Here is a 24,435-nt window from a genome sequence, read left to right as displayed (position 1 = left end):
CTTTCACCTCTCTTTTATATAGAAAACGAGACCCGCTCCGCCTGAAATTCCGGAGCCTATGGATCTCGCTATAATGTCAGAATGTGCCCTCCGTCAAAGAAATAAAGCGCACATCCCTTTACCTTTGTTTTTGCAATTTGCTCCACTGCCTTCGTGTACAGCTGAATTTGCGTTTCATATCGTTTCTTCAAGATCGGGGCCGCTCCTTCAAATCCATGCTGGAATTTGCCCTCAATCCGGTCCGACTTATAATCCAATAGATATAATCCGTCCTCAGTTTCATATAGACAGTCAATGATACCCTGCACTAAAAGCGGCTCATCTGCCTCCTGTGCATCAGGATAGATCTCCTTGGCCGGAAGCGCTAAGCTGAATGGTATTTCCCGGTCCTTCCACTTAGCACCGATCAGCTGTCCGCCGATTTCTGTATGGAAAAATTGCACGATTTCTTCTATATCAATAGCGTCTTTTTGTTCTTCAGTGAGAAGTTCTTGTTCATACAGCCTGTGAACCGTCTGCTCAGCTTCTTCTATCGACGGCACATGTGACAGCGGGATATGCTGCATCACCGTATGCATGGCAGTCCCTTTCTCTGCCGCTGTCAGGCCTTTTTTCATCATAAAAGCGGGACGTCTGTACAGAATGCTTCCATCAGCCGGTTTTACAGGGGCCCTGCCGCTGTATTCATCCTCGTACTCTCTTTTTCTTTTGATCTCAGAAACCGATTGCTTTGTCCGAATTTGCGTCACCTCGTGATGCGGGTATGTCCAACTCAGCTGCTCGCGGGCTTTTTCATCAAACGCAAACGAACCGGGAACTGGTTCACCTCGGCGGATCGCTTCTAGGCGCTCGCTTTTTTCTTCCATTCTTTCTTCCAGATCATCATCAAGCAAATCATAGGAATGGATCATTTGAACGGCAAAACGAGCCGGGTGGCCTGAGATGTCAGCGTGTGCTGGCACACCAGCCAAATCCTCCAAGTCTCTGTGCCTGGCAAGAGCCGGCCCGATGAAATCTAGATACGTTTTCGCCTGATAGCGGTCAAATTCCGGCAGAAGCCAATCAGTTTGGGACGCGGATGCCTGCCATTTTGCGAGCTGTTTCTGATGATCCTTGCACGAGCCAATCAGAAACAGCTTTTCCTTCGCTCTCGTTAATGCAACATAGAGAACACGCAATTCCTCTGACAGCAGCTCCCTGCGCATTTTTTTCTTCATCGCAATGAGCGGAAGTGTCGGATAGCTGATGCGTAATTGCGGATGAATATACTTCGTGCCAAATCCGAGCTCCTTATCCAGCAGGTACGATTTATTTAAATCCATCATGTTGAAATTCCGGCCGAGACCTGCTGCAAACACGACTGGAAATTCGAGCCCTTTGCTGCTGTGGATCGTCATTAAGCGGACAACATCCTCCTGCTCGCTGAGCGCTCTCGCCGTACCAAGATCATCGCCCCGCTCCTGCATGCGTTCGATAAACCGCAGGAAACGGAACAAGCCGCGAAATGCCGTTGATTCATATTGACGCGCCCTGTCATAAAGAACACGCAAATTGGCCTGGCGCTGTTTTCCGCCCGGCATGCCGCCGACATAATCCATATATTTGGTGTCGCGGTACACTTCCCAAATCAGCTCAGATACTGAGTGGTTTTTCGAAAACGCGCGCCATTTTTGCAGATGTCCGTAAAACGTATTTAGCTTTTGATAAAGCTCATCATTCCGGTCACCAGCAGCCAGGTAGTCTTTCATCGCCTCATAGTACGGCGCTTTTTTATTTTCAAGCCGGATCAAAGACAGCTCGTTTTCATCTGCTCCGACAATCGGTGAGCGCAGCACAGAGGCAAGCGGTATATCCTGATACGGATTATCAATCACCTTCAGCACAGAAAGCGCGACGGCGACTTCGACCGCTTCAAAATAGCCTGACGTTAAATTGGCGTAAACCGGTATGCCCTGTGCTCTCAGCTCCTCCATGATTTGCGGAGCCCACGGCATCGAACGGAGCAAAATCACGATATCTCGGTACTGAATATTGCGATGTGTTTTCTTTTTTCCGTCATACACCTTAAATGGCGATGAAATCAGCTTGCGAATTTCCTTAGCGATGGCTTTTGCCTCGAACTGCACCGTTTCAAGCTCTTCTGCTTCCTCGCTTGCATCCGTATCTTCTGCGTTGTCGATCAGCAGCAGCTCTGTTTCCGTCTCGTCATTGTCCGGATACGCTGCACCAAGCTTCAGCTCAGCCTGCTCGTCATAATCGACCTCACCGATTTTGCCGCCCATCAGCTGTTTAAATAAAAAGTTTGTGCTGTCTAAAATATCAGCCCGGCTTCGGAAATTTTTATTTAAATCGATTTTCCGCCCCGTGCCTTCTCCACTCTCTGTAAACCGTTTGTATTTAGAGAGGAAAAGAAGCGGCTCCGCAAGCCTGAATCGATAAATCGACTGTTTGACATCTCCTACCATAAACAGGTTGCCAGTCTCCTCCGGCCCGCTTGTGACGAGCTGCAGAATCGATTCCTGCACGAGGTTGGTATCCTGATATTCGTCAACGAGCACCTCATGAAACTGTTTCTGATAAAACCTTGCAGCCTCGCTCGGCTCACGTTCACCTTTGTCATTCTCAGCTGTCAAAATCGCTAAACAGTAATGCTCCAAATCCGAAAAATCGATGATTGATTTTTCCTGTTTCGCAGCTTCGAATCGTTTTCCATAGCTGATGACAAGCTGTACGAGCGTTTCAATGACAGGCTTCATCTCGGCTAGGCTTTTCAAGTGCTGTTCAGGACTTCGCGTGAAGTAGTCGGTTTTGAGCTTTTCAAGCAGTTTTTTTGCGCCGTTCCTCAAATCTGTCGCCTCATCAAGGTGCGCTGGATCGAACTCATCCCCTTTTACTGCTTTGGCACGCTTAAAAGAGACGGCGGGCACCCGCTTATATAGTTCACTGAAATCGTCCTGATGCTGAATCAGTTCATCAATCTGAGCAAGATCATCAAGAAAATTGTCAGCACGCGGCGCCGGGCCGCCCGGCGCTTTCGTCAGCTCAAGCGCGCGCAAGAGCTTTTCCTTCGCCCCGTTAAGCACCATTGCAATATCTTCTTTGACATATTGATAAAACGGCAGCTCCTCGATGGCGCTCTTTTCTGATACATCATACAAATGAACAAAGCTTTCCAGCCACGCCTCCGGGTTGGGATGGGATCGGGAATACTCGTACACCTGTTTAACGAGAAATTGCAGATCCAGATCATGCCGGTCTGTCGTATAGCGGTCAACAAGCTCAAAAAACGCCTTTTCACCCTTTGCGTATTCGTCTTCAAACAGCTCGTCAAGCACTTCATCCCCGAGCAGCTCGCCTTCCGTCTGATCAGCTATCCGAAAGCCCGGATCAAGATCGATCAAGTAGTAATATTTCTTCAGCACTTGCAGGCAAAAGGAATGGAGCGTCGAAATGCTGGCCCGGTTCAAAAGAGAAAGCTGGCGTCTAATATGCAGCGAGCCGGGGCGCTGTACAAGCTCTTTTTCCAAGGCTTCCGCGATTCGGTGCTTCATCTCTGCCGCTGAGGCGTTTGTAAATGTCACAACGAGAAGACGGTCTACATCTATTGGGTTTTCCTCCGCGGTGATTTTCCGAATCATTCGTTCAACGAGCACAGCGGTTTTACCAGAGCCCGCAGCCGCTGCCACAAGAATATCCTGGCCGGTTGAAACAATGGCATTCCATTGGTCATCTGTCCATGTGCTGTCTGCCGGTTTAGGAATGTTCATTGCCATCCGCCTCCTTTTTTATCCACTCAAGTATTGTCTTGTCCTTTTCAGCCTTTAATGGGCGATACTCGTTTTCTTCCAGTGATTCATCAAATTGGCATACTGATTTGAACGCACAGTATGTGCACGGCGTCTTGTTCTTCATTTTGTACGGCTCAATGGATACGCGTCCGTCGGTGATTTGTTCGCCCGCTTCCTGGAAGGTGCGGCGCACATGCTTTGTCAAAAGATCAAATTCCTTTTCACCGACTGCGGCCGAGTCTGATCTAAGAGATCCGTCTTTTTTCAAGCCGGCGTTTATGATATTTGACCGTCCCTCTTGAAGGGTTGTATCCATGAGGCGAACCACTTCCTGATCACCGAGGAGCAAACCCTTCATTTTAAATTTCTTAAAGATCTCCTGTTCAATCTCGTCAAGCCCAAGCGGGAGATTAGATTGAATCATCGGGTCATGAATATGGAAATACAGCACTCCGGCAGGCGTCGCCCTCATCCCGAGCCAGTCAGCTGAATGTGTAATCGATAAATCAAGGTACGTCAGCATTTGCAGTGCCAATCCGTAATATACTTCCGCTAAGTCAAGGCCTTTGTCGCTTGATTTATAATCGACAATCCTGAGGAGCAGGCCTTTTGAGCTTTCAGCCTTATCAACACGGTCAATTCGCCCGACGAGTTCCATCGTACAGCCGTTTTTCAGTTGAAAGGTCAGCGGCGGAAGCGGCCCTTTTCCTCCAAAGCCCAGTTCAAGCCCGATCGGTACGAATCCGCTCGCTTTCGCATGCTCGCTTAAAATGCCGGACACACGTGTCACAATTTTTTGCAGTTTTTCCTTCACATAATAATGCCGGTTTGAGCTGAGCAGAATTTCCTTTTGCAGTTTCGGTGCCAGCCGTTCTACCGCATCATAGGAAAACAGCTCGCATTGCTCTTTCGTTAAATCGCGCCAATCCAGCTTTTGCTCACGCAGCCTGTCTGAAATCAGCTTTAAGCTGGAATGAAACAGCTGGCCGATATCCGGTGCTTCAAGCTTGAAGAATTGCCGTTCCTTCAAATGCAGCCCGTGTGACGCAAAATGGGAAAACGGACACGCGTTAAAGGTTTCCATTCTCGATACACTGCCCTGAATGCGTTCACCATAGAGCTGTCTCGACACGCTGCGTTCAAGCTGCTTCACTTCATTCCGGAAAAACAGGCTTGAGAACAGCTTTTTCGACTGCAGCCTGTCCGGCGCACTCATCAGCACATTGTACGTGCTCCACCAGACGTCGCTGATGTCGTATTCCCGTGTCCATAACCTGAGCTGGCTCGCGGTAAAGGACTGTGCCACGCTTTTATTCACGACATACATCAGCTGTTCCTCATCGCTGACCTGTTCAGGTTCATTTGTTAACAGGCGCTCCTTATGATGCGGAAACAGTTCTTCCAGCCGCTTAACGATCATCGACGGCAAAAGCGTTTTTCCTTCTGCATCAGCAATCGGATACGATACGTAAAGCCGGTCAGACGGACTTGAAAACGCCATGTAGATGAGGAAGTGCTCATCAAGCAAACGCTCTCGTCCGCCTGAGGATAGCTCAACCCCAATCGTTTTCAGCCATTCCCGGTCGTCATCCGACAGGACCCCGTTTTCATCAGGGCGTGCCGGCAGAACGCCGTCGTTTGCCCCGAGCACAAAGGTGCAGGAGGTGCCATACATTCTGGACAAATCCATATTGCCGACAAACACCTGGTCAAGCGCAGGCGGAATTAGAGAAAATGTAAGCGACTCCGCGCCGGCTTCTATCATTTGCTGAAACAAATCAAGAGAAATCTCATCATCTCCCATCATTTCAACAAACTCCTCAAGCAGCTGAATGACTGCGTCCCACGCCTGCTGATGCTGCTGCGCTTCAATAATTCTGCCGTCATCCTCAGCACGCTGCCTTTCCTGATCCAGCTTCAGCGGCACATCCGTCTCTTCTAAATAACGATAGAGCGCCTCCGCCTTCTCTTGAACCGTCTTCGCTTTTTTCATGCGTTTTTGAAGCTGAAAAAGCGGCGGAACAATCCAATCGCGGGTGTCATTCAACATGTTTTCCATTTCGATTTCCTGATCAGTCTGCGCAAAATCATCATCCAATGACACAAAACGCCTGTATTGGAACCGATCGCCCTTTGTCCAGCGGTCGCCTTTAATACCATAGGCGATACAGTAATTTTCGAGCTGATCGACCTGTTCTCTCACTTTGGCCTTCGGTTCATTGAGCGGGAATAGCAGTTCGGTTTTCACGCAGCGAAACACCGCTTCATAACGCCAATTCCCTTTCAGAACATCAAGGCTTGACCGGATAAATTCAATTAACGGATGGTTCAGCATAGATGCTTTTCCGTCAATGAAATAAGGAATCTCGTAATCTGCGAAAACTTCCTTCACCATATCCTTGTAGTCTTCCGGCTGGCGCGCAAGAATGGCTACATCCTTATAGCGATATCCCTTCTCTCTGACTAGGGCGTGAATTTCCCGGGCAATGCCTTCCAGCTCAGCTCGTCTGTTTGCGGCCTGCATCACAGTAAGGGCTTCTTGTTTTTCTGCGTATGGAATGGCCGGACGCGCTTCATACTGTGCCTCTAGATGCGCCAATTCCGGCGTCTTTGTATGCCGCTCAGTCCGGCTCAGCTCTTTATACGTAATGTCCAAATTCAGTTCCTTCGCCTTCTGATGCAGGCGGTAATAGGTTTTCCCCGTCATTCTGAACAATTCCAGTTCATGCGGCTCCCGCTCATATGACGGCTTGTCCGCTGTGAGCGAAAACGTGATATGCTCCGCATGAACCATAAGCTGCTCCAACACCCTGAATTCCTGCGGTGTAAACTGATAAAAGCCATCCACATAGATATGGGCGCCTTTTATATCTTCCGCAAGCGGGATATGCTCTGCCAGCAATGTCAAATAATCCTCAGAGTGAAGATATTGGTCTGCGAGGCTTTTTTCCATTTGCTGATACAGAATTGATAAGTCATGGAGCTTTTCAGATAAAACACGTTCTCCGCGATACTCGGAAGCCGTTCCGCTTTCCGCCATCCGGCGGATATCCTCCGGTTCCAGACAATAGCGCTTAAACTCTGTCAGCATCCGCTCAACCTGTGCGGTAAACCCGCTTTTGTCACTCGCTTTTTGATAGACTTTGAACTCCTGTTTATGCTCCTCAATGAGCTTCCGCAGGAGCATTTGTACGCCGGTGCTCGTCAGAAACGGCCTGCTCATTCCTCCCGTATGCTGGAGGACGCGCCAGGCCAATCGTGAAAAACTGAACACTTGAGCGCGTATCATCCCGCCCATATCTGGCGTTTTAGCAAGCTCGTATTCCATTAAAAACGTCATTTGATCCGGGACTAGAAAAATGATCGGCTTCCCGAATGGAGCCCGGCGCAATTCATCCTGAATGCTGTTGATGATCAGCTTCGTTTTTCCACTCCCGGACCTGCCTACTAAAAACTCTGCTCCCAAATTAGAAGACCCCTCTCTTTTTATCTCTATATATTTTATCGAATGTTGACGAAAATGACCAATCTGATCTATTGGTAAAAACGGCCTTTTCACATATAAAAAGCTGATTATCTCCGCACATCTCTCCCTGCCCAACATATACTTTTACAGAAGCCCAATTCCTAAGAATGGAGTTGAATCCCCTTGCATTACAGCTACTATCCCTATCCGGTGCCATACAGGGAAGATCCTGTTTTGATTCGAAATTTGCAGAAGGCCATCAACGGAGAATTCAGTGCCATTCAATGCTACCGCAAGCTCGCCGAACTCGCCCACAGCGATGAGGTCAGAAAACAGATTGAAGAAATCAGGCGTGACGAGATTCGCCACCTCCGTGAATTTTCCACACTGTATGGTTCAATTACCGGCAAACACATCATGCCGAAACAAACGGAAGAATGCCCGGACAATTTCACAAGAGGACTGGATGCCGCTTTTAAAGATGAACAAGAAACCGTCGACTTTTACTTGCGTGCGGCCGAGGAAACGTCAAACTTAAAAGCAAAAGGCGTCTTTACGCGCGCAGCACGTGATGAACAAAATCACGCTGTCTGGTTCCTATACTATCTGATGGAACGTTAGATATACCCGTTCAGGGTATATGTACATATCCCCTTAGCTAAAAACACACTCCCCTGTTTTTTTCAGATGCAGCCGGGAAACATAAAACCATATACTGTCAAACAGGAGGAATCAACCATGGAGCAATATTCTGAAGCTTGTATTGAGGCTTGCATCGATTGTATGAAGGCTTGCAATCATTGTTTCACTAAATGCTTGGAAGAAAGCGTGCAGCATCATCTCAGCGGATGCATCCGGCTTGACAGGGAATGCGCGGATATTTGCGCGCTGGCGGTCAAAGCCATGCAAACGGACAGCCCGTTTATGAAAGAAATTTGTGCACTTTGCGCCGATATTTGTGAAGCATGCGGCACTGAATGCGGAAAGCACGATCATGATCATTGCCAAGCATGTGCGAAAGCCTGCTTCACCTGTGCTGAACAATGCCGCAGCTTGGCAGTTTAAAAAAGAGGGTTCAAAAAAGAACCCTCTTTTTATTTGGACAGCCATACGGAGTACAAATCAATCCATCCCTCTTCATCAAGCACCAGGCCTTTTACATTTTTACTTGATGTCACCTGGAGCACATTTTGATACAGCGGAATCGCATTCAGCTCCTGTATCATCTGCCGGTCAATGTCACGTAAGATGTTGATTCTCGAACAACGGTCAGGCATGGAAAACATCTGCTCTGTCATTCCTGAGCATATCTGTGTCAGCTTTTCAGATAGATGCTGGTACAAGAAACTGTTCTCCGACAGCAGCAAATGCAGAAAACCAAACTCGCTGTCTTGATAAAACGTCGCACTGTCATGAATGATATCCGCCATCTGCACGGTTTCCGGCCGTCGCAGATCAGCAGCATCACAGAATTGAAGTGTAAGCCTGATACCGTGCTGGGCGCAAATATTTTGAATCCATTCGGCGTCCTCACGATGATCTGTTTCCGAAAAGGTATAAAGCACGATTGTTTCGCCCTCGTATCCGCTTTTCTTCAACAATTCAGATGGTAAAACGCCCTCCCACTCAAAAGAACTCGGATGCAAAAAGGACGTAACCGGGATTCTTCGGTGCCCTCCCGCTTCACGAACGAGCCGTTCAGAGGAAATCAGCAGCCGGAGCGCTTTTCTAAAGCTTCGGTGCTGAAGAGGCCCCTTCTTTTTCAGATTAAGCGACAAATACTGAACATGCCGCTCATCAAAAACAGTTTGCTGCTCAGGACTTGTTTGTTTTTCTTGAATGGTAAAACCGTTCATCTCTCCGGCTTGCTCAGAAAAAACAAACTCAACGCGATCCAAATAGGGGCGTCCCTTGAAGTAGCGCTCATTGGCTTCAAGCACAAGCATCCCGCTGTGTTGCTGATTCACCTGAAAAGGCCCTGTTCCATTTTTCCCGCCGCCCTGTTCTGCCGGCAGTATGGACAGCCGTTCATCACAAAGAGCATACGGCAAAAGTGCATTCGGCTTATCGAGTATGAGTTCCACACAATAAGGGCCCTTTTCTAAGACTTGTTTCACTCCGTGCAGAAGCCATTTATACGGGTTGTCAGCCAGTTCCAAAAAGCGCTGAAACGTAAACGCAACGTCCCGCGATGTCAGCGGCTGTCCATTATGAAATGACACACCTTTTCGAAGAAAAAATCTCCATTGTTTTTTTTCAACCTCTTCCCATCCATGAACCAAATGAGGCTTTGGCTCCTGCATATCCGAATCAAACGTGAAGAGTGTATCAAATATCTGTTTGACGAAATGGCCCTCAGACCGCAAAAATATTTGGCATGGATCCAAACTGCTGACAGATTCAGGCGCGATGAACAGCCGCAGGACATCCTTCGCCCCATTCTCGCCTGTCTCCGTCACAAATCCGAATACCTCTGAAAGCCACATGTTATATTCGTTTTGAAGCCCCGGAAACGCGGACTGATACTGCTGAAGCAGCTCCTTTGCCTTTTTAAGCTTTCCTGACATGGTATATTCCTTTGCAGTTTGAAGAAGCAGTTCCTCAGGCCTCCGAAGAAACGCGATTTTAGATTTGCGGCCGCGCCCCGCCCCGCTTTTCCGGATAATCCAATTGCTGTTCTCCAGCTTATGTAAAATGAGCTTTGCATTTCTTTCTGTACAAAATAAACAGTCGGCAATCTCAGTAAGCGTCATTTCGTTCATTTGCCCATACTCGGCGCAGCCTGTTTTTACAAGCGCCACGTAGTGCTCTATCAGCTTCAATCCCCGCACCTCCCGACAAAAGGGGAACTTTTATCTCTTCTTTTCTTCACTTTTTGGGCCGCCGCCCCTTCTATACACTACTACTATATCAAACAGCGAAAGGCGGCGATCACATGTTGACCAGTTTTCACTCTATAAAATCGAGATATACCGCTCCCGTTCGGCTCCGCTTTTTCGGCGAATTGCTGACAAGCCTGACAGGTGCAATGATGGGACCTTTTATGGTGCTGTATCTGCATGAACAATTAAACGGCAGTATCATGATGCCAATGCTGATCATCAGCCTTCAGCCATTTGCTGATATTTTCCTGACGCTCGCTGCAGGACGGGTGACGGACCGGCTTGGGCGGCGCACAGCGATTTTGACCGCATTGCTTCTTCAATCAGCGGCAATGACAGGGTTTGTATTTGCTGAGCATGCGTATGTTTTCGCTATTCTCTATGTCATGAATGGCATCGGAAGGTCGTTGTACATTCCCGCTTCCCGCGCCCAAATCGCTGAAAGCACGCCGGAAAGCAGACGTTCGGAAGTGTTTGCGGTCATCAATGCGATCTATTCGACGGGTCTGACGGCAGGACCGCTAGCGGGGATGCTGCTGTACAATCATAACCCCGTGTGGATATTCGCATTAGATGCTGCAGCATTGTTTATCTACTTTCTGATCGCTGCACTGAAACTGCCTGAGACAAAGCCGCTACACCCAGCTGTTACCCCGAAAATGTCCGCGAGCTTTACGATATACAGGCCTGTCCTGCTTCTTTTGCTGCTCTCTCTCCCCATCAGCATGTTATATGCACAAACAGAAACAACATACAGACTGTTCAGCAAAAACATGTTTTCTGATTATCTGTCCATGCTGACCATCTATTCAGCAGCAAAAGCTTTATTCAGCTGTGTTCTCCAAGTACCTCTTGTCAAAGGGACCGAAAAGCTTTCAATGAAAACGATCCTCTTCATTACTTATATTTGCTACACCCTTGCGGCTGCCGGTTTTGCATGCTCAACCTCCCTGACAATGCTTTTAGTGACGGCAGCGGTGATGACGGTTGGCGAAAGCATCGGGCTAACCCACATCCAGACCTTCATATCAAAATTGGCGCCGCCTCATTTGCTGGGCCGGTTTTATGCTGTCTATGGTCTGCATTGGGATATATCCCGCTCAATCGGACCGCTGGCAGGCGGGCTGATCCTGACATCATTTGGCGGAGAAGTGATTTTTTACGCTCTTGCCGTGTGTCTGCTGACAGCGGGTTTATCTCTGACTTACACAATAGAAAAGCTCGAACACAAGGTCATAAGAAAAGTGAATCGCTTATAGAAAATAATTCATAATTTCTTTATCAACAAAAATATACTATAGTAATAAATACATTCACTACGTGAACAATTGGAGTGTTACGTGAAAAAGGAAGAAGGGTTTTACATTGAAGAAAGACGAAAATCTCCTCAAAGATCTATGGTTTATCGCAATCAGTGCAGCCGGGGGGTTTATTCTTTCATTAACCGGAATATCAATTGGATGGATGATCGGAACACTGATTGTCGCCTGCTGCCTCGCCATGATACGGCCGGCATGGCTGATGATGGCACCAGACCAAAAAGGAATTAACCGACGATGGCTCGCCCTCGGGCAGATGATCCTCGGCATCGAATTGGGCCAAAAGCTGAATTTATCCGTTCTCTCTGTTCTCAAAGACCATTGGTTTTCAGTCGGCGTTATGCTGATATTGTCTATCCTGCTGGCCATGCTGTCAGGATATGTGCTTTGGCGTTTCAGCAAAACGGATATGATGACTAGCTTTGTCGGCACCGCTCCCGGCGGGCTTTCCGCCATGCCGAGCATCGCACAGGAAGTAGGCGCCAATACCGCTATAGTCAGCCTCGTTCAAATGATGCGTGTGCTGCTCGTGGTGCTTTCCATTCCGTTTTTAGTCATTCTGATCTATACAAAACAAGATCGTACCGCAAGTGCCGCAGCAGAGACGATTTCTTCTGCAACGACAGATTTTAGGCTCGCTCCCGTTTTGTGGACCGTCATTCTTATTCTCGCTGCCTGGGGAGCTTGCAAAGCTGCGAAATTTTTAAAATTTCCAGCTCCATGGCTGCTCGGCAGCATGCTCGGTGTAGCAATTGTACATGTTGGCGGAGCTGCGGTGACAGGGCACGACATGACGGCATGGTGGCCGTCACAAGCTAACCATGTATCACAAGTATTTCTCGGGGCAACGATCGGCTCTAAGATGTATAAAAGCATGTTTGCCGGCGTCACCCGTATTATCATCGTCGGGTTTGTCTCGTCCGTCGGTTTAATCGCAGCAATGTTTTTGAGCGCCGTGATCGTTTCCGAGCTGACAGGAATTTCGCTCATCACTTCTGTTCTGGCATTTGCGCCCGGCGGGGTTGCAGAGATGGCGACGACGTCTGTTACCTTACATGCTGATTCCACCTTTGTCGTTGCGGTTCAGGTCATTCGCGTCATTCTGGTTATTGCCCTGCTGCCGCCGTTTTATCGCCTGCTTCACCATCTTCATGGTGAAAAAAAAGACAAAAAGAGCTCGATCAGCGGCAGTAATGCCTAGTTGAAAAAAGGGTTCAAGAACTTTTAATTCGCAAACCATCGAGATGGGGAAATATAAGCGGATATTTCGTTGTTAATGGATCAGATTTGAAGTGAGTGCTGCCAGAGGGTGAAATGAAAGAAATAATTGACGACTTACTATTGAAAAAGAGGTTAAAATGAATAACCTCTTTTTCTTATATAAAGATATAAAATGATAAAGGGAAATCTATCGTTACGTTGATTCTCTTATAATAAGCTTTGTTGGCAGTTTAATAATTCTTCTGTTTAAAGAGGCATTACCCGAAATGGACTCGATGATTTTCAACACAGCCTGTTGGCCTAATTCTATTACGGGAATATCAATTGTTGTTATGGTCGGAGTAACGACTTGGCAAATCAATTGGTTGTCAAAACCAATTACAGCTAAGTCTTCTGGAACTTTAAAGCCATTTTTCATTGCCTGTTTAATAATCCCTGCGGCGACTTGATCATTTCCTGTAAATATTGCTGAGGGTCTGTCCTTTAGATCCTTTATCTTATGAAAAACACGAAAGCCATCCTCGATATTAAACATTTCGCCGAATATCCATTCGCTTCTATGATGTAAATTGTAATCTTGTAAAGCTTTCAAATAACCCTCTTTCCTCTGACATTGAGCTTCGCTATATGGAGTATCAAAACAAAACCCAATTTTTTTATGCCCTCTTTCAATTAAATGTACTACCCCCATGTATGTAGCTTCAAATTCATCATACCCAATTATCGTGATGTCCGCTGAGTGATGATATTCATTACATAATAAGATAGGACCATACTTTAAGAAAGGGGATATCTGATCCCATTCATTTTCTAAAGTTCCAAGAATAATACCATCCACTTCTTTATGCTTCAATAACTCTAACAATTCTAGCTCTGTCTGTTTGTCATAAAAGGTCTGAAATACAATTACCTTGTAATTCTTAAACAGTGCTTCATGTGAGACCCCTTTTATTAATTGAGCAAAAAATGGATGGTCAATACTCGGAACCGATAAAGCTATCGTTTGTGTCTTATTTCTCCTAAAATTCCGAGCTAAATAATTGGGAGTGTAGTCAAGTTCGTTAATTGCCTTTAAGATCATATCTCTTTTTTCTTTCGACACATACGGATGATTATTCAATACTCTTGACACTGTGGTTTTAGACACATTGCATAATTTTGCTATTTCATCAATTGTAGGCATATTTTCCCTTCCTTAAAAAAGTTGTTGACATGTTACCGATTTCAGAAATTAGGATAAATTTGTAATAAATTTTTAGATTATAAAATCATAGGTACTGTTCATGCAAAAACAGGTTAAGATTTCAGGTAAAAGCAAAGAAAACATGTCACTACTAAAACACTTAAAAGGTGACGTACAAGGAAAAGAACTTGTTATTGAAGACAGTATTGTAAACGAGCGGTGGAAACAAGTATTAAAAGAAAAGATAGATATTGAACATGATCTTTTCAACTATCAAAAAAATCGTGAAATCAGTAAAGTCCCTTTTTTGCCTGTAGACAGATTAATAACCAATGATGAAGTGGAAGATATCTTAAATACATTAACTGAAGTTTTGCCAACTGGAAAATTTACGAGTGGTCCCTATTTAGAGCAATTCGAAAAAGTTTTATCTACATATTTACATAAAAGGTATGTAATTGCAACCAGCAGTGGAACCGATGCTATTATGATAGGTTTATTGGCTTTAGGGTTAAACCCAGGGGATGAAGTTATCATGCCGGCTAATAGCTTTTCAGCTACTGAAAATGCTGTGTTAGCTTTGGGAGGCGTTCCTATCTATGTAGATATTAACCCACAAACATTCTGCATCGATCCTGACAAAATTGAAGAAGCAATAACTCCTTATACAAAGTTTATTCTACCTGTGCATTTATACGGAAAACATTCAGACATGCAGCATATCCGTCAAATCGCAAATCGTCATAAATTGAAAGTAATTGAAGATGCCTGCCAAGGAATTGGCCTGACAGACTTAGGAAAGTATGCAGACATCACTACATTAAGTTTTAATCCCTATAAGAATTTTGGCGTATGTGGCAAGGCTGGGGCAATAGCAACTGATAATGAAGAACTCGCTAAAAAATGCATTCAATTTAGTTATCATGGTTTTGAAGTAAATGTGAAAAACAAGAAAGTCATCAATTTTGGATTTAATTCAAAAATGGACAATTTACAGGCAGCAATTGGTTTAGAGAGAATGAAGTACCTTTCATTAAACAACTTCAAAAGACTGTTCTTGGCGGATAGATACATTACCCAATTAGCAGAGTTGCAGAATAAAGGCTATATTGAATTACCAGAATTAAGTGAAGATCATGTATGGCATCTGTTTCCTATTAAGGTAAGAACAGAAGATAGGGCAGATATCATGACTAAATTAAATGAAGATTTTGGTGTTCAAACAGATGTATATTATCCAATACTGTCTCATATGCAAAAAACTCCTTTAGTACAGGACAAGTATGCAGGACTCCAATTGGTTCATACGGAAAAGGCTCATAGTCAGGTACTGCATTTGCCTTTATATCCGTCATTTACTTTAGAAGAACAAGACAGAGTAATGGAGGGACTGTTTCATGTTATTAAGCAAGAAATCGGAGTATAAAACGTTATCCACAGTTGAACATCCTCAGTATATTGTTTTTTGTGATTTTGATGAAACGTATTTTCCGCATACAATCGACGAACAAAAGCAACAAGACATCTATGAACTCGAAGACTATCTAGAACAAAAAAGTAAAGATGGGGAGCTAATAATCGGATGGGTTACTGGAAGCAGTATAGAATCTATTATCGATAAAATGGGACGAGGAAAATTTAGATATTTTCCGCATTTTATAGCTAGTGATCTTGGAACTGAAATTACGTACTTTTCAGAGCATAACTTCGGTCAGCAAGATAACAAGTGGAACAGTCGCATTAATGAAGGGTTTAGTAAAGAAAAGGTTGAAAAACTTGTGAAACAGCTGCATGAAAAACATAACATTCTTTTGAATCCTCAAACTCAATTAGGAAAGTCACGGTATAAGCATAACTTCTACTATCAGGAACAAGATGAAATAAACGACAAGAAAAACCTATTAGCAATTGAAAAAATCTGCGAGGAATACGGCGTTTCAGTAAATATAAATCGGTGTAATCCCTTAGCAGGCGATCCAGAAGACAGCTATGATGTAGATTTTATCCCCACAGGGACAGGAAAGAATGAAATTGTAACGTTTATGTTAGAGAAATACAACCTAAATACCGAAAGAGCTATCGCATTTGGGGATAGTGGAAATGATGTTCGTATGTTACAGACAGTAGGGAATGGATATCTGCTAAAAAATGCAACACAGGAAGCCAAAAACTTGCACCACCTTATAACTGACAGTGAGTACTCAAAAGGAATTACTAATACCTTAAAAAAATTAATTGGATCATGAGGAGGAAATAAAAATGAAGAAGATAGGCATCATAGGTGCAGGTGGTATTGCAAGAGCGCATGCAACTGCTTTATCTACAATAAAAAATGCAGAGTTAGTAGGGGTATATGACATAAATCAACAAAATGCGGAAAGCTTTGTGAAAACTTTCGGCGGGAAGTCATTTGAAAACGCAGATGAACTAATTGATGCCTCAGAAGGTTTAATTGTAGCATCACCAAACTTTTGCCATAAAGAACATGCTTTGCAAGCATTTTGAAAACATAAGCATGTTTTGTGTGAAAAGCCTATGGCTATTTCTCTTGAAGAAGCAAGCATAATGAAAGATACCGCTGAAAGGTTGAGCGTAAGAGCCAGTATGGGATTTAATTATAGATATTTATCTTACGTAAATATCTTAAAAAGCTTAATTATCAATAATGAATTAGGTAACATACTGTCCATAAAAGTACACTTCAAGAAAAATAGTGCACTTAGGCGTAAGAAGTTTACTTGGAGAGATGACGCTAACAGTAAGAAGACGAGTGGATCATTGGGGGATCTGGGTATTCACCTTATTGACATGGTATGGTATTTGTTTGAGAGTGATTTCATCACAGAATCAGTAAGGGCAAAAATGAACACAAATGTAAAAACAAAAGAGGATAAACAGGTACTCGTAGATAACTATGCAGAAATTTATGGCCAGCTGAAGAACAAGGTATTTGTAAATATCATCACATCAAAATGTTCTGTACCTGAAGACTGTGGTTTTAGCATTGAGGTAGTTGGACACAAAAAAGAGTTTAAATACCACACAGGTAATCCTCACGTTTACAAGCTCATAGATGGCTTGAACGTGGTAGACTGCCCAGTACCGCAAAGCCTATTAAACGATCCGCCAAACGAGTTTTATGGATGGGCTGATTCTTTTAGAAGCGAGTTAATCAATTGGATTGCATCAACTCAGAATGATTGGGTTGAGATCCCTTCTTTTAGTGATGGTTTTAGATCTCAGGAAGTGTTAGAAATTTTCTTTGAGAAAGACAGCAACTCTCAACCAATGTCTGTTTCAGCAGTCAACTAGTATTTCAAAGAGAGAAGTTACTAAAAAAGCAGGAATTTATTTTCCTGCTTTTTCATATAGGGGTGTAATGAATGTTAAGAGGGACATATTTATTTGGATATGCTTTCTTTTTTACAGTAGGTATTATCCATATATCAACAGGGAGTTTGACACCATTTCTATTAGAGGCTTTTAACAAGACAACAGATGATATTTCGGTCATAATCTTTTTTCAGTTTACCGGATTTCTAAGCGGAGTATTAATCGCACCTTTAATGATTAAGAAATACAGTCATTTTAGGACACTTACTTTAGCTTTGACAATAATGCTTGCAGCGTTAAGTATCTTTTTTCTAACCAAGGATTGGTATTATATTGTTGTAATGGCTTTTCTCTTAGGATATGGGGCAGGCACATTAGAAACGACAGTTGGTTCATTTGTTATTGCTAATTTCGAAAGTAATGCAGAAAAAATGAGTAAGCTGGAAGTTCTCTTTGGATTAGGCGCTTTATCTTTCCCATTATTAATTAATTCCTTCATAGATATCAATAACTGGTTTTTACCGTATTACTGTATATTCACCTTTTTATTCGTCCTATTCGTAGGGTGGTTAATTTTCTTGTCTAAGAACCGAGAGTACGCTAAGAATGCTAACCAACAAGTGACCTTTCCAGATGGAGGAGCATTTCAATACTTTATAGGAGATAGAAAAAAATCAAAGCAATTAGGCTTTTTTGTATTTTTTGCTTTCCTATATGCTGGAATCGAAACAAATTTTGCCAACTTTTTACCTTCAATCATGATAAACCAAGACAATGAACAAATTAGTCTTATAAGTGTCTCCTTTTTCTGGGTAGGGATCATCATAGGAAGAATATTGATTGGTTTAGTAAGCAGAAGGCTTGATTTTTCTAAATACCTCCTTTTTAGCTGTAGTTGTTTAATTGTTTTGTTGATTGCTTTCTCTTATATAAGTAACCCAATACTTCAATTGGCGGTACATTTTTGATTGGCCTAAGTATAGCGGGCATATTTCCCATTGCTTTAACACTAGCATCAATCATTATTCAGAAGTACGTTGACGAAGTTACAAGTTTATTTATTGCCTCGGCAAGTTTCGGAGGAGCGATCATCTCTTTCTTAATTGGATGGAGTTTAAATCAGGATACGATCTTATTAACCATGGGAATATTTACAACTATGGCGGTCATTCTAGTAGGTATTTCTGTAAAGATTAGGAGAACTAAAACAGAAGACCCTATTTCACTTGAAAACAAAGCATCAAAAACACAGTAGAAAATGTGTAAATTAAAGATACTAATAGACATATCGTATAAGCAGGGCAAATTCCTGAACATCTCTTCAAGAGGAAAACTGATTTACGTTACAGCCTTGAAAAAGAAGGAAGAAACGCGAAAAACACGCACCGCAGTGCGTGTTTTTTTATTTAAAAATGCTAGGAAGCCCCTCTTCAATTTCTTCTGACGACGGGTACCATTTTGTCACCAGATCCCGAAACAGCCGTTCCGCAAAAAGAATCTCTTCCTCGGTATAGCGGTCAAAAAATGACAGAAAACGCTGTTCAGCCTTCTGATGATAATATTTGTGCAAACTGTGCAGCTTTTTTCCAGCAGGCGTCAATCGGAAGTAGACCTCCTTTTTATTATCGCTGAGCTGTGTTCTGTGAAGGAAGCCTGCGCCGAGCAATTTTGTGCTGATGCGTGATACAGTCGCTTTTGTCGTATTCATTTTTTCTGCTATCGACGTGACATTAATTGGTTCATTGTCCCCGACACAAGATAGAACATGAATTTCTGTCATCGTCAATTGAGATTTACTCCCGTGCTCTACATCCAGCTTCCTCAATTCGTCAGATAAAAAGGCTTTAATAAGCCCCTCCCATTTCTCCTGCTGATGAATGAGCTCCGCATACAATTCAAAAAGATTGCGTTTCGTATGATCTGTGTTCATCGGGTTTTCCATCCTTTTTCATTCGATTGTTTCTTCTATCATACCGTTTTGTTACAGATGAAACAATCGAATTGAATTATACTCGGCTGGTGACGGAAAACCAGCGGCTGATCCCTTTTTGAATCACCTCGGCACAATCGGACGCTGATGCATCCACCGCCCAAGCTACATGTCCATCGGGACGAATCAATATGGTATGCACATCCCGCAACTTTTCATTCGGTTCTGCAAGCGAGGCGGTTACCGTACGTAAGCCTTTCACTTCGATATGATCATCAGCTTCCTGCCTCAATGACAGCAAAACGAATGTCCCGTTTTGGAGAAAGCTGTACAGCCGTTCCGAATTGCCGTCGGAAAGAATCAGCTTCATGTCAGGGAGCCTTGCCCCATTCAAACGATTCGGCGGCATGGTACGATCAGCTTCATATCTGACATCCAGCGCAGAAATTTGCCCTGCTACATATCGATTCACATCAGGGAAGGCCAGCAGCTCCAACATCATGCTTCGCAAATGGAGGCCTGCTTGAGTGAAATCGATCAGCTTTGTCTGTGCCTCCGTGTTTCTCAGGAGACCTTCAGCTGCCGGGTGCCGCTCGTCATGGTAGCTGTCCAAAAGCCATGAAGGCGCAGAGCCTTTGATGGCCGCCGCCAGCTTCCACCCAAGGTTCATCGCATCCTGAAGGCCGACATTCAGTCCTTGCCCGCCCGCCGGAAAATGAATATGCGCGGCATCACCCGCAAGAAAGATTCTGCCGTCCCGATACCGTTTCGCTTGGCGCGCGGCGTTCCCGAACCGCGACATCCACGAAGGGTCGCTTAAACCAAAGTCAGTTCCGCAAATTCGCAGGAGGTCAGCTTTCAGCTCTTCCTCAGTCACAGGCACATCTTTCGGCGTTTGCGTGCGATAAGGGCTGATCACAACGACACGATATCGGTCTGAAGATAACGGAACAATCATAACACCGCCCTCTTTTGTGCAAAGGGACAGCACGCCTGACGCCGGCGGAGAAAGGAGCGCCACATCCCCAAGCGCAGCGGTGACAGTGCTGTCTGTTCCCGGAAACTCAATTTTCGCCTGTTTCCGGACGGTACTCCCGGCGCCATCTGCCCCAACGGCAAACTTGCTTGTGATCGTCCGTACACTGCCGTCCCGATCCTTAAAAATTGTTTGGACCGCTTCCCCGTTTTGCGTAACCGCCAGCGCCTCGGCACCCCGAAACACCTCTGTTCCCAGGCTTCGTGCATGATCTTCAAGAAGCCTTTCTGTTTTGGACTGCGGGAGCAAAAGCGTGTAAGGACAGTTCGTATCCAAGCCTGAAAAATCCAGACGGGTATCCAGCATTGAAAAATGTCCGGAAGGTATCTTGCTTCCCTTGGATACGAACCGCTCTAAAATCCCTCTCATCTCAAGGAGCTCCAGCGTTCGGGGATGCAACGTCAATGCCTTGGAATGCGGAACAGGTTTTTCAAGCCGTTCAATCACACATGTTCCCACTCCGGCCATCGCAAGCTCAGAAGCCAGCATAAATCCAACCGGCCCTCCTCCTATAATCACTGCTTCATATTTCATCATCATTCACCACTCCTTTTGTTTCATGAAAAACGAACAAAAACCAATAAAAACGGTCCTCTAATCAAAAAATATATAAATTTTGTTACATAGGTAACAATTTTGATTATAGCTCCTTACAAATTTTTCTTCAACACATTTTTCCAAACGGCATACAAAAAGACGCCTCTTCAATTAGCGTCTTTTTATTCGGCATCAGAAATCACACCGACAATATTTTTTTCTCTTATCGGACCAAAATGCCGGCTGTCGAAGCTGTATATGCGATTATCTCCAACGACAAAATATTTTCCTTTCGGCACCTTGCTTATTCCCGTCACATCTTTCAAAGAAAAATCACCCGTTACATGGCTGCCGGCAGAAACAGATTTCAAATGCTTCAAAAATGGCTCAGCAACCTGCTTTCCGTTCACATACAGCTGATCATCTTTATATTTGATCGTTTCACCGGGCAAGCCGATTACCCGTTTAATCAGCACTTTATGATCAGGACCTTTAAAAAGGACGATGTCAAAACGATGGATGGTTTTAAATCGATGCGAAAATTTATTGACCAACAATTCGTTTCCTTCCTGGAAGGTCGGGTTCATACTGACGCCTTCTACCTTGTAATCAATAAAGACAGCATTTTTAACCTGAATGGCGAGAACAACGGACACTACACCGGCAAGAAACCAAAACCGTTTTTTCATGTTACTGTCTCCCTCCATCATGCTCACGCTGACTTGCTCTTACATGCAGATACCGCTCCACCTTTTTGCCGACATACCATAAGACAGTGATCACCAATACGGCGATGACCGTTCGAATCGGCTGTGTAATCAGCGCGTGCAGATCATATCCGATGAAGCTGATCATAAAAATCATGACAAGCTTCCCCGAGGCTGCCGCCAAAATAAACGGCCGCGTTCCGATCCTTGACAAACCGGCAACAACATTCACCGCGGCTGACGGTGTAAATGGAAAACAAAGCAGAAGAAACATGGGACCGAAGCCGTGTCTTTCCACCCATAACATCAGCTTTCTGACAGACGGATGACTGCGGATAACTCCAAGCAATTTTCTCTGTCCGTATTGACGGACAATCAAAAATACGAGAATGGAACCAGCAGTTGATCCCGCCCAGGACAGGATGAATCCTTCCCACAAGCCAAACGAGTTCGTATTCGCCACCACAAACACGATCAGCGGCAAAAACGGGAGAAATGCTTCAATTAAAGGCAGCAGCACAGCAATGAGCGGACCGAAAGCCCTATAGCTTTGAAATAATTCAGTTAAATGTTCTTGTGTCAAATAGGATAAAAAATGCTCCAACATTTATACTCCTTACCGGGTTTGTCTATCCTTATTCTACACATTATCAGCAGAAAACTAAAAAGTTTTGGTGATTTTTTCTGTCTTGAAACATTTCACCAGCCGATATAGAATAAAAACAGAACAAACGTTCCCTTAGAAAGAAGGAGTCAATATGCCAAATCTGCAGGAGGAAATATACGATTTAATTGAACGGGCTCTCTTTTTGCCCATGGCCATTACGATTTTTAACCGTGATCTCGCCGGAATTGAAGAAAGCACATTAAAATTGAAGCATCCTTATAAACAGCTTATCAGCGAATCATTAAAAATAGCACAAAAGGATTTGATGGAGGTCAGAAAAGAACTGAGGAAAAGAAAAATTGCAATCCGCGAGACGGAACGCGATGAGGCCTTTACACTCTATACATTTGTCATCGACGGTTATGAAGAAAACCACCGCTATTTTAATCCGCGAATCCGTGAGCAGGTCAGCGAATTATTAACATACTATCTATTTGCCCCGGACAGACTCCGAGCCTTTTGAATCATACTGCCCGTTCCCTCTTCGGGCGATTCAGAGCATTAATTTCAGACAATTCACACTATATAAACAAAATAAATTTATTTATAATTCGAACCACAGCCTTTCACTCCAAAAAATGACATGTGCTGCGATATCTGCGACATCATTTTCAGTACGCTTAGGCTTGTACACCTCAATCCTAAATAGAAGGAGGATTCTATGAAACTGATTCACGTTCTTGCCGCTTTGCCCTTTATCGGAATCTTACTCGGCATCCCTTTTGCAAATAAGGTGACCCCCTATGTGTTCGGCATGCCGTTTATTCTTGCCTATATTGTGATGTGGGCTCTTTTGACCTCTGCGCTGATGGCGATTGTGTATGTCCTCGACAAGGAAAATAAAAAGGAGGAAGCAGAATGAATGCAGCTCTCATCATCATCTTCGGTGTCCTGCTCTTGAGTATTTTTCTCGGTATACGCGCCCAAAAAGGAAAAGACATGAACCTGGAGCAGTGGACGGTCGGAGGGCGCGGCTTCGGAACTGTTTTCGTCTTCCTTTTGATGGCAGGCGAAATTTATACTACTTTTACGTTTCTCGGCGGCAGCGGCTGGGCCTACGGAAAGGGCGGTCCAGCCTTTTATATCATCGCCTACGGATGTCTGGCCTACATCCTTTCTTACTGGCTTCTTCCAGCAGTTTGGACGTACGCGAAACAGCATAAACTAATGTCGCAGTCTGATTTTTTCACAAAAAAATACAACAGTCCGCTGCTTGGCATTCTCGTTTCACTGGTCGGCATTGCCGCACTCATTCCCTATCTTGTACTGCAGCTGAAAGGCCTCGGGCTGATTGTATCGGAAACCTCGTACGGCAAAATCACCCCGACCGCCGCCATCTGGATCGGCGCTGTTTCCATCACGGTTTATGTTATGGTTTCAGGCATTCACGGGTCTGCCTGGATATCGGTTGTGAAGGACATCATGATTCTGGTTGTCGTTCTGTTTTTAGGTGTGTATTTGCCAATTCATTACTACGGCGGATTTCAAGACATGTTTCAGCAGATTGAAACGGCAAAGCCTGGCTTTCTTACGCTCCCCGAATCGGGACAAAGTGCGGCCTGGTTCAGTTCAACCGTACTCTTGACAGCGCTTGGTTTTTACATGTGGCCTCACACGTTTTCCGCTTCGTATTCAGCCGAAAACCCAAAAGTGTTTCGTAAAAACGCCATCATCATGCCTTTGTACCAGCTGGTCCTGCTCTTCGTTCTTTTCGTTGGCTTTGCGGCTATCCTGCAAGTTCCAGATCTGAATGGCGCAGACGGGGATTTGTCGCTTTTGAGACTGTCTCTGCAAGCATTTGACCCTTGGTTTGTCGGAATTATCGGTGCTGCCGGACTGCTGACAGCACTTGTGCCAGGGTCTATGATCTTAATGTCCGCCTCCACACTGTTTGCAAAAAATGTGTACAAGGTAATCGCGCCCCGCACGACAGAACAGCAAGTATCGGCGCTTGCTAAGTTTTTAGTGCCGGTGATTGCGCTGATTTCGGTGTATTTTACCTTCAAAGGCGGGAATACCATCGTTACGCTGCTTTTGATGGGCTACAGCCTTGTCACACAGCTATTCCCCGCCCTTTTGTTCAGCCTGCTCAAGCATAATATGGTGACAAAGCAAGGAGCTTTCGCCGGCATTATTGCAGGTGTCGGAGCAGTTACTTATATTACAATGACGGAAACGACGATCGGCACTTTATTTCCGGCTCTGCCGCAAGCCGCAAAAGACTTGAATGTCGGCATCGTCGCCCTGCTTTTGAATATCACGGTCATGACGGCAGTCAGCCTTATGACAAGGAAGGCGAAAAGCGCTGCGGCCGATCAGGCGGCTTAAGCAATAGAAAAAGCAATCTGGTCATCAGATTGCTTTTT

General features: G+C 44.6%; 17 protein-coding genes and 2 pseudogenes. 11 read left to right on the top strand and 8 right to left on the bottom strand.

The window, feature by feature from the left end; genetic code table 11:
* Positions 1-68: 68 nt before the first annotated feature.
* Complete coding sequence (addA, locus tag NSQ09_RS11590; protein ID WP_326233872.1) at positions 69-3,767, bottom strand: helicase-exonuclease AddAB subunit AddA; 3,699 nt, start codon at positions 3,765-3,767, stop codon at positions 69-71.
* Entirely contained in the window at positions 3,754-7,254 is a 3,501-nt protein-coding gene (gene addB / locus NSQ09_RS11585; RefSeq protein WP_144452962.1) for a helicase-exonuclease AddAB subunit AddB, read from the bottom strand. Before addB ends, addA begins: the two co-directional genes overlap by 14 nt.
* A gap of 183 nt (positions 7,255-7,437) precedes the next feature.
* Here addB and NSQ09_RS11580 point away from each other — a divergent pair, with 183 nt between their 5' ends.
* Both NSQ09_RS11580 and NSQ09_RS11575 read left to right on the top strand, forming a co-directional pair.
* Positions 7,438-7,875: a ferritin family protein gene (locus NSQ09_RS11580; protein ID WP_003245806.1), complete on the top strand. Its 438-nt coding sequence runs from the start codon at positions 7,438-7,440 to the stop codon at positions 7,873-7,875.
* 117 nt (positions 7,876-7,992) lie between these two features.
* A complete protein-coding gene (locus tag NSQ09_RS11575) occupies positions 7,993-8,319 on the top strand; it encodes a four-helix bundle copper-binding protein (RefSeq protein WP_033883634.1) in 327 nt (108 codons plus the stop codon).
* A 29-nt stretch (positions 8,320-8,348) separates the two neighbouring features.
* Here the strand turns inward: NSQ09_RS11575 and NSQ09_RS11570 are convergent, their stop codons facing one another.
* Positions 8,349-10,076 (bottom strand): SgrR family transcriptional regulator, encoded by a 1,728-nt coding sequence (locus NSQ09_RS11570; protein WP_341031441.1) that lies wholly within the window; start codon positions 10,074-10,076, stop codon positions 8,349-8,351.
* 113 nt (positions 10,077-10,189) lie between these two features.
* Here NSQ09_RS11570 and NSQ09_RS11565 point away from each other — a divergent pair, with 113 nt between their 5' ends.
* Together NSQ09_RS11565 and NSQ09_RS11560 are read left to right on the top strand one after the other, a co-directional pair.
* Complete coding sequence (locus NSQ09_RS11565; protein ID WP_341031438.1) at positions 10,190-11,395, top strand: MDR family MFS transporter; 1,206 nt, start codon at positions 10,190-10,192, stop codon at positions 11,393-11,395.
* Between the two features lie 106 nt (positions 11,396-11,501).
* Positions 11,502-12,656 (top strand): AbrB family transcriptional regulator, encoded by a 1,155-nt coding sequence (locus NSQ09_RS11560; protein ID WP_341031435.1) that lies wholly within the window; start codon positions 11,502-11,504, stop codon positions 12,654-12,656.
* A 213-nt stretch (positions 12,657-12,869) separates the two neighbouring features.
* Here NSQ09_RS11560 and ntdR read toward each other — a convergent pair whose 3' ends face one another.
* Complete coding sequence (gene ntdR, locus NSQ09_RS11555; RefSeq protein ID WP_086343669.1) at positions 12,870-13,859, bottom strand: NTD biosynthesis operon transcriptional regulator NtdR; 990 nt, start codon at positions 13,857-13,859, stop codon at positions 12,870-12,872.
* A gap of 100 nt (positions 13,860-13,959) precedes the next feature.
* On the opposite strand from ntdR, the gene ntdA reads away from it, so the two are divergent.
* From ntdA to glcP, 4 genes and pseudogenes are all read left to right on the top strand, one after another.
* Positions 13,960-15,285: a 3-dehydro-glucose-6-phosphate--glutamate transaminase gene (gene ntdA, locus NSQ09_RS11550; RefSeq protein ID WP_019712355.1), complete on the top strand. Its 1,326-nt coding sequence runs from the start codon at positions 13,960-13,962 to the stop codon at positions 15,283-15,285.
* A complete protein-coding gene (gene ntdB / locus NSQ09_RS11545) occupies positions 15,257-16,105 on the top strand; it encodes a kanosamine-6-phosphate phosphatase (protein WP_341031431.1) in 849 nt (282 codons plus the stop codon). The genes ntdA and ntdB overlap by 29 nt, the downstream gene beginning before the upstream one ends.
* Positions 16,106-16,118: 13 nt before the next feature.
* Positions 16,119-17,171, top strand: a pseudogene (gene ntdC, locus NSQ09_RS11540) (glucose-6-phosphate 3-dehydrogenase NdtC).
* 71 nt (positions 17,172-17,242) lie between these two features.
* Positions 17,243-18,447 (top strand): annotated as a pseudogene (glcP, locus tag NSQ09_RS11535) (glucose/mannose transporter GlcP).
* Positions 18,448-18,594: 147 nt separating this feature from the next.
* Here glcP and NSQ09_RS11530 read toward each other — a convergent pair.
* The 4 genes from NSQ09_RS11530 to NSQ09_RS11515 all read right to left on the bottom strand — a co-directional run bounded on the left by NSQ09_RS11530 (position 18,595) and on the right by NSQ09_RS11515 (position 22,009).
* A complete protein-coding gene (locus NSQ09_RS11530; protein WP_015252419.1) occupies positions 18,595-19,122 on the bottom strand; it encodes a MarR family transcriptional regulator in 528 nt (175 codons plus the stop codon).
* 76 nt (positions 19,123-19,198) lie between these two features.
* Positions 19,199-20,698, bottom strand: coding sequence for a monooxygenase (locus NSQ09_RS11525; RefSeq protein WP_341031428.1), 1,500 nt, complete (start codon positions 20,696-20,698; stop codon positions 19,199-19,201).
* A 179-nt stretch (positions 20,699-20,877) separates the two neighbouring features.
* Positions 20,878-21,384 (bottom strand): signal peptidase I, encoded by a 507-nt coding sequence (gene lepB / locus NSQ09_RS11520; RefSeq protein WP_129137562.1) that lies wholly within the window; start codon positions 21,382-21,384, stop codon positions 20,878-20,880.
* A gap of 1 nt (position 21,385) precedes the next feature.
* On the bottom strand, positions 21,386-22,009 hold the full coding sequence (locus NSQ09_RS11515; RefSeq protein WP_341031425.1) for a TVP38/TMEM64 family protein: 624 nt from the start codon (positions 22,007-22,009) through the stop codon (positions 21,386-21,388).
* A 151-nt stretch (positions 22,010-22,160) separates the two neighbouring features.
* Here NSQ09_RS11515 and NSQ09_RS11510 point away from each other — a divergent pair, with 151 nt between their 5' ends.
* From NSQ09_RS11510 to NSQ09_RS11500, 3 genes are all read left to right on the top strand, one after another.
* Positions 22,161-22,532: a hypothetical protein gene (locus tag NSQ09_RS11510; RefSeq protein WP_014476361.1), complete on the top strand. Its 372-nt coding sequence runs from the start codon at positions 22,161-22,163 to the stop codon at positions 22,530-22,532.
* A gap of 198 nt (positions 22,533-22,730) precedes the next feature.
* Positions 22,731-22,931, top strand: a complete 201-nt coding sequence (locus NSQ09_RS11505) for a DUF3311 domain-containing protein (protein ID WP_003224377.1) — start codon at positions 22,731-22,733, stop codon at positions 22,929-22,931.
* Positions 22,928-24,397, top strand: coding sequence for a sodium:solute symporter family protein (locus NSQ09_RS11500; protein WP_341031422.1), 1,470 nt, complete (start codon positions 22,928-22,930; stop codon positions 24,395-24,397). The genes NSQ09_RS11505 and NSQ09_RS11500 overlap by 4 nt, the downstream gene beginning before the upstream one ends.
* Positions 24,398-24,435: the final 38 nt, after the last annotated feature.

It is taken from the genome of Bacillus sp. FSL W8-1202 (assembly GCF_038006165.1).
GTDB lineage: Bacteria > Bacillota > Bacilli > Bacillales > Bacillaceae > Bacillus > Bacillus subtilis.
The sequence above is the reverse complement of the archived record's forward strand: the minus strand, read 5'-3'. Positions and strand labels throughout refer to the sequence as shown.

Bases quoted from the DNA above. Each gene is read 5' to 3' on its own strand.
- addA (WP_326233872.1), bottom strand. From the start codon at position 3,767: ATGAACATTCCTAAACCGGCAGACAGCACATGGACAGATGACCAATGG.
- NSQ09_RS11575 (WP_033883634.1), top strand. From the start codon at position 7,993: ATGGAGCAATATTCTGAAGCTTGTATTGAGGCTTGCATCGATTGTATG.
- NSQ09_RS11565 (WP_341031438.1), top strand. From the start codon at position 10,190: ATGTTGACCAGTTTTCACTCTATAAAATCGAGATATACCGCTCCCGTT.
- ntdR (WP_086343669.1), bottom strand. From the start codon at position 13,859: ATGCCTACAATTGATGAAATAGCAAAATTATGCAATGTGTCTAAAACC.
- ntdA (WP_019712355.1), top strand. From the start codon at position 13,960: ATGCAAAAACAGGTTAAGATTTCAGGTAAAAGCAAAGAAAACATGTCA.
- ntdB (WP_341031431.1), top strand. From the start codon at position 15,257: ATGTTATTAAGCAAGAAATCGGAGTATAAAACGTTATCCACAGTTGAA.
- NSQ09_RS11530 (WP_015252419.1), bottom strand. From the start codon at position 19,122: ATGAACACAGATCATACGAAACGCAATCTTTTTGAATTGTATGCGGAG.
- NSQ09_RS11525 (WP_341031428.1), bottom strand. From the start codon at position 20,698: ATGATGATGAAATATGAAGCAGTGATTATAGGAGGAGGGCCGGTTGGA.
- lepB (WP_129137562.1), bottom strand. From the start codon at position 21,384: ATGAAAAAACGGTTTTGGTTTCTTGCCGGTGTAGTGTCCGTTGTTCTC.
- NSQ09_RS11515 (WP_341031425.1), bottom strand. From the start codon at position 22,009: ATGTTGGAGCATTTTTTATCCTATTTGACACAAGAACATTTAACTGAA.
- NSQ09_RS11510 (WP_014476361.1), top strand. From the start codon at position 22,161: ATGCCAAATCTGCAGGAGGAAATATACGATTTAATTGAACGGGCTCTC.
- NSQ09_RS11505 (WP_003224377.1), top strand. From the start codon at position 22,731: ATGAAACTGATTCACGTTCTTGCCGCTTTGCCCTTTATCGGAATCTTA.
- NSQ09_RS11500 (WP_341031422.1), top strand. From the start codon at position 22,928: ATGAATGCAGCTCTCATCATCATCTTCGGTGTCCTGCTCTTGAGTATT.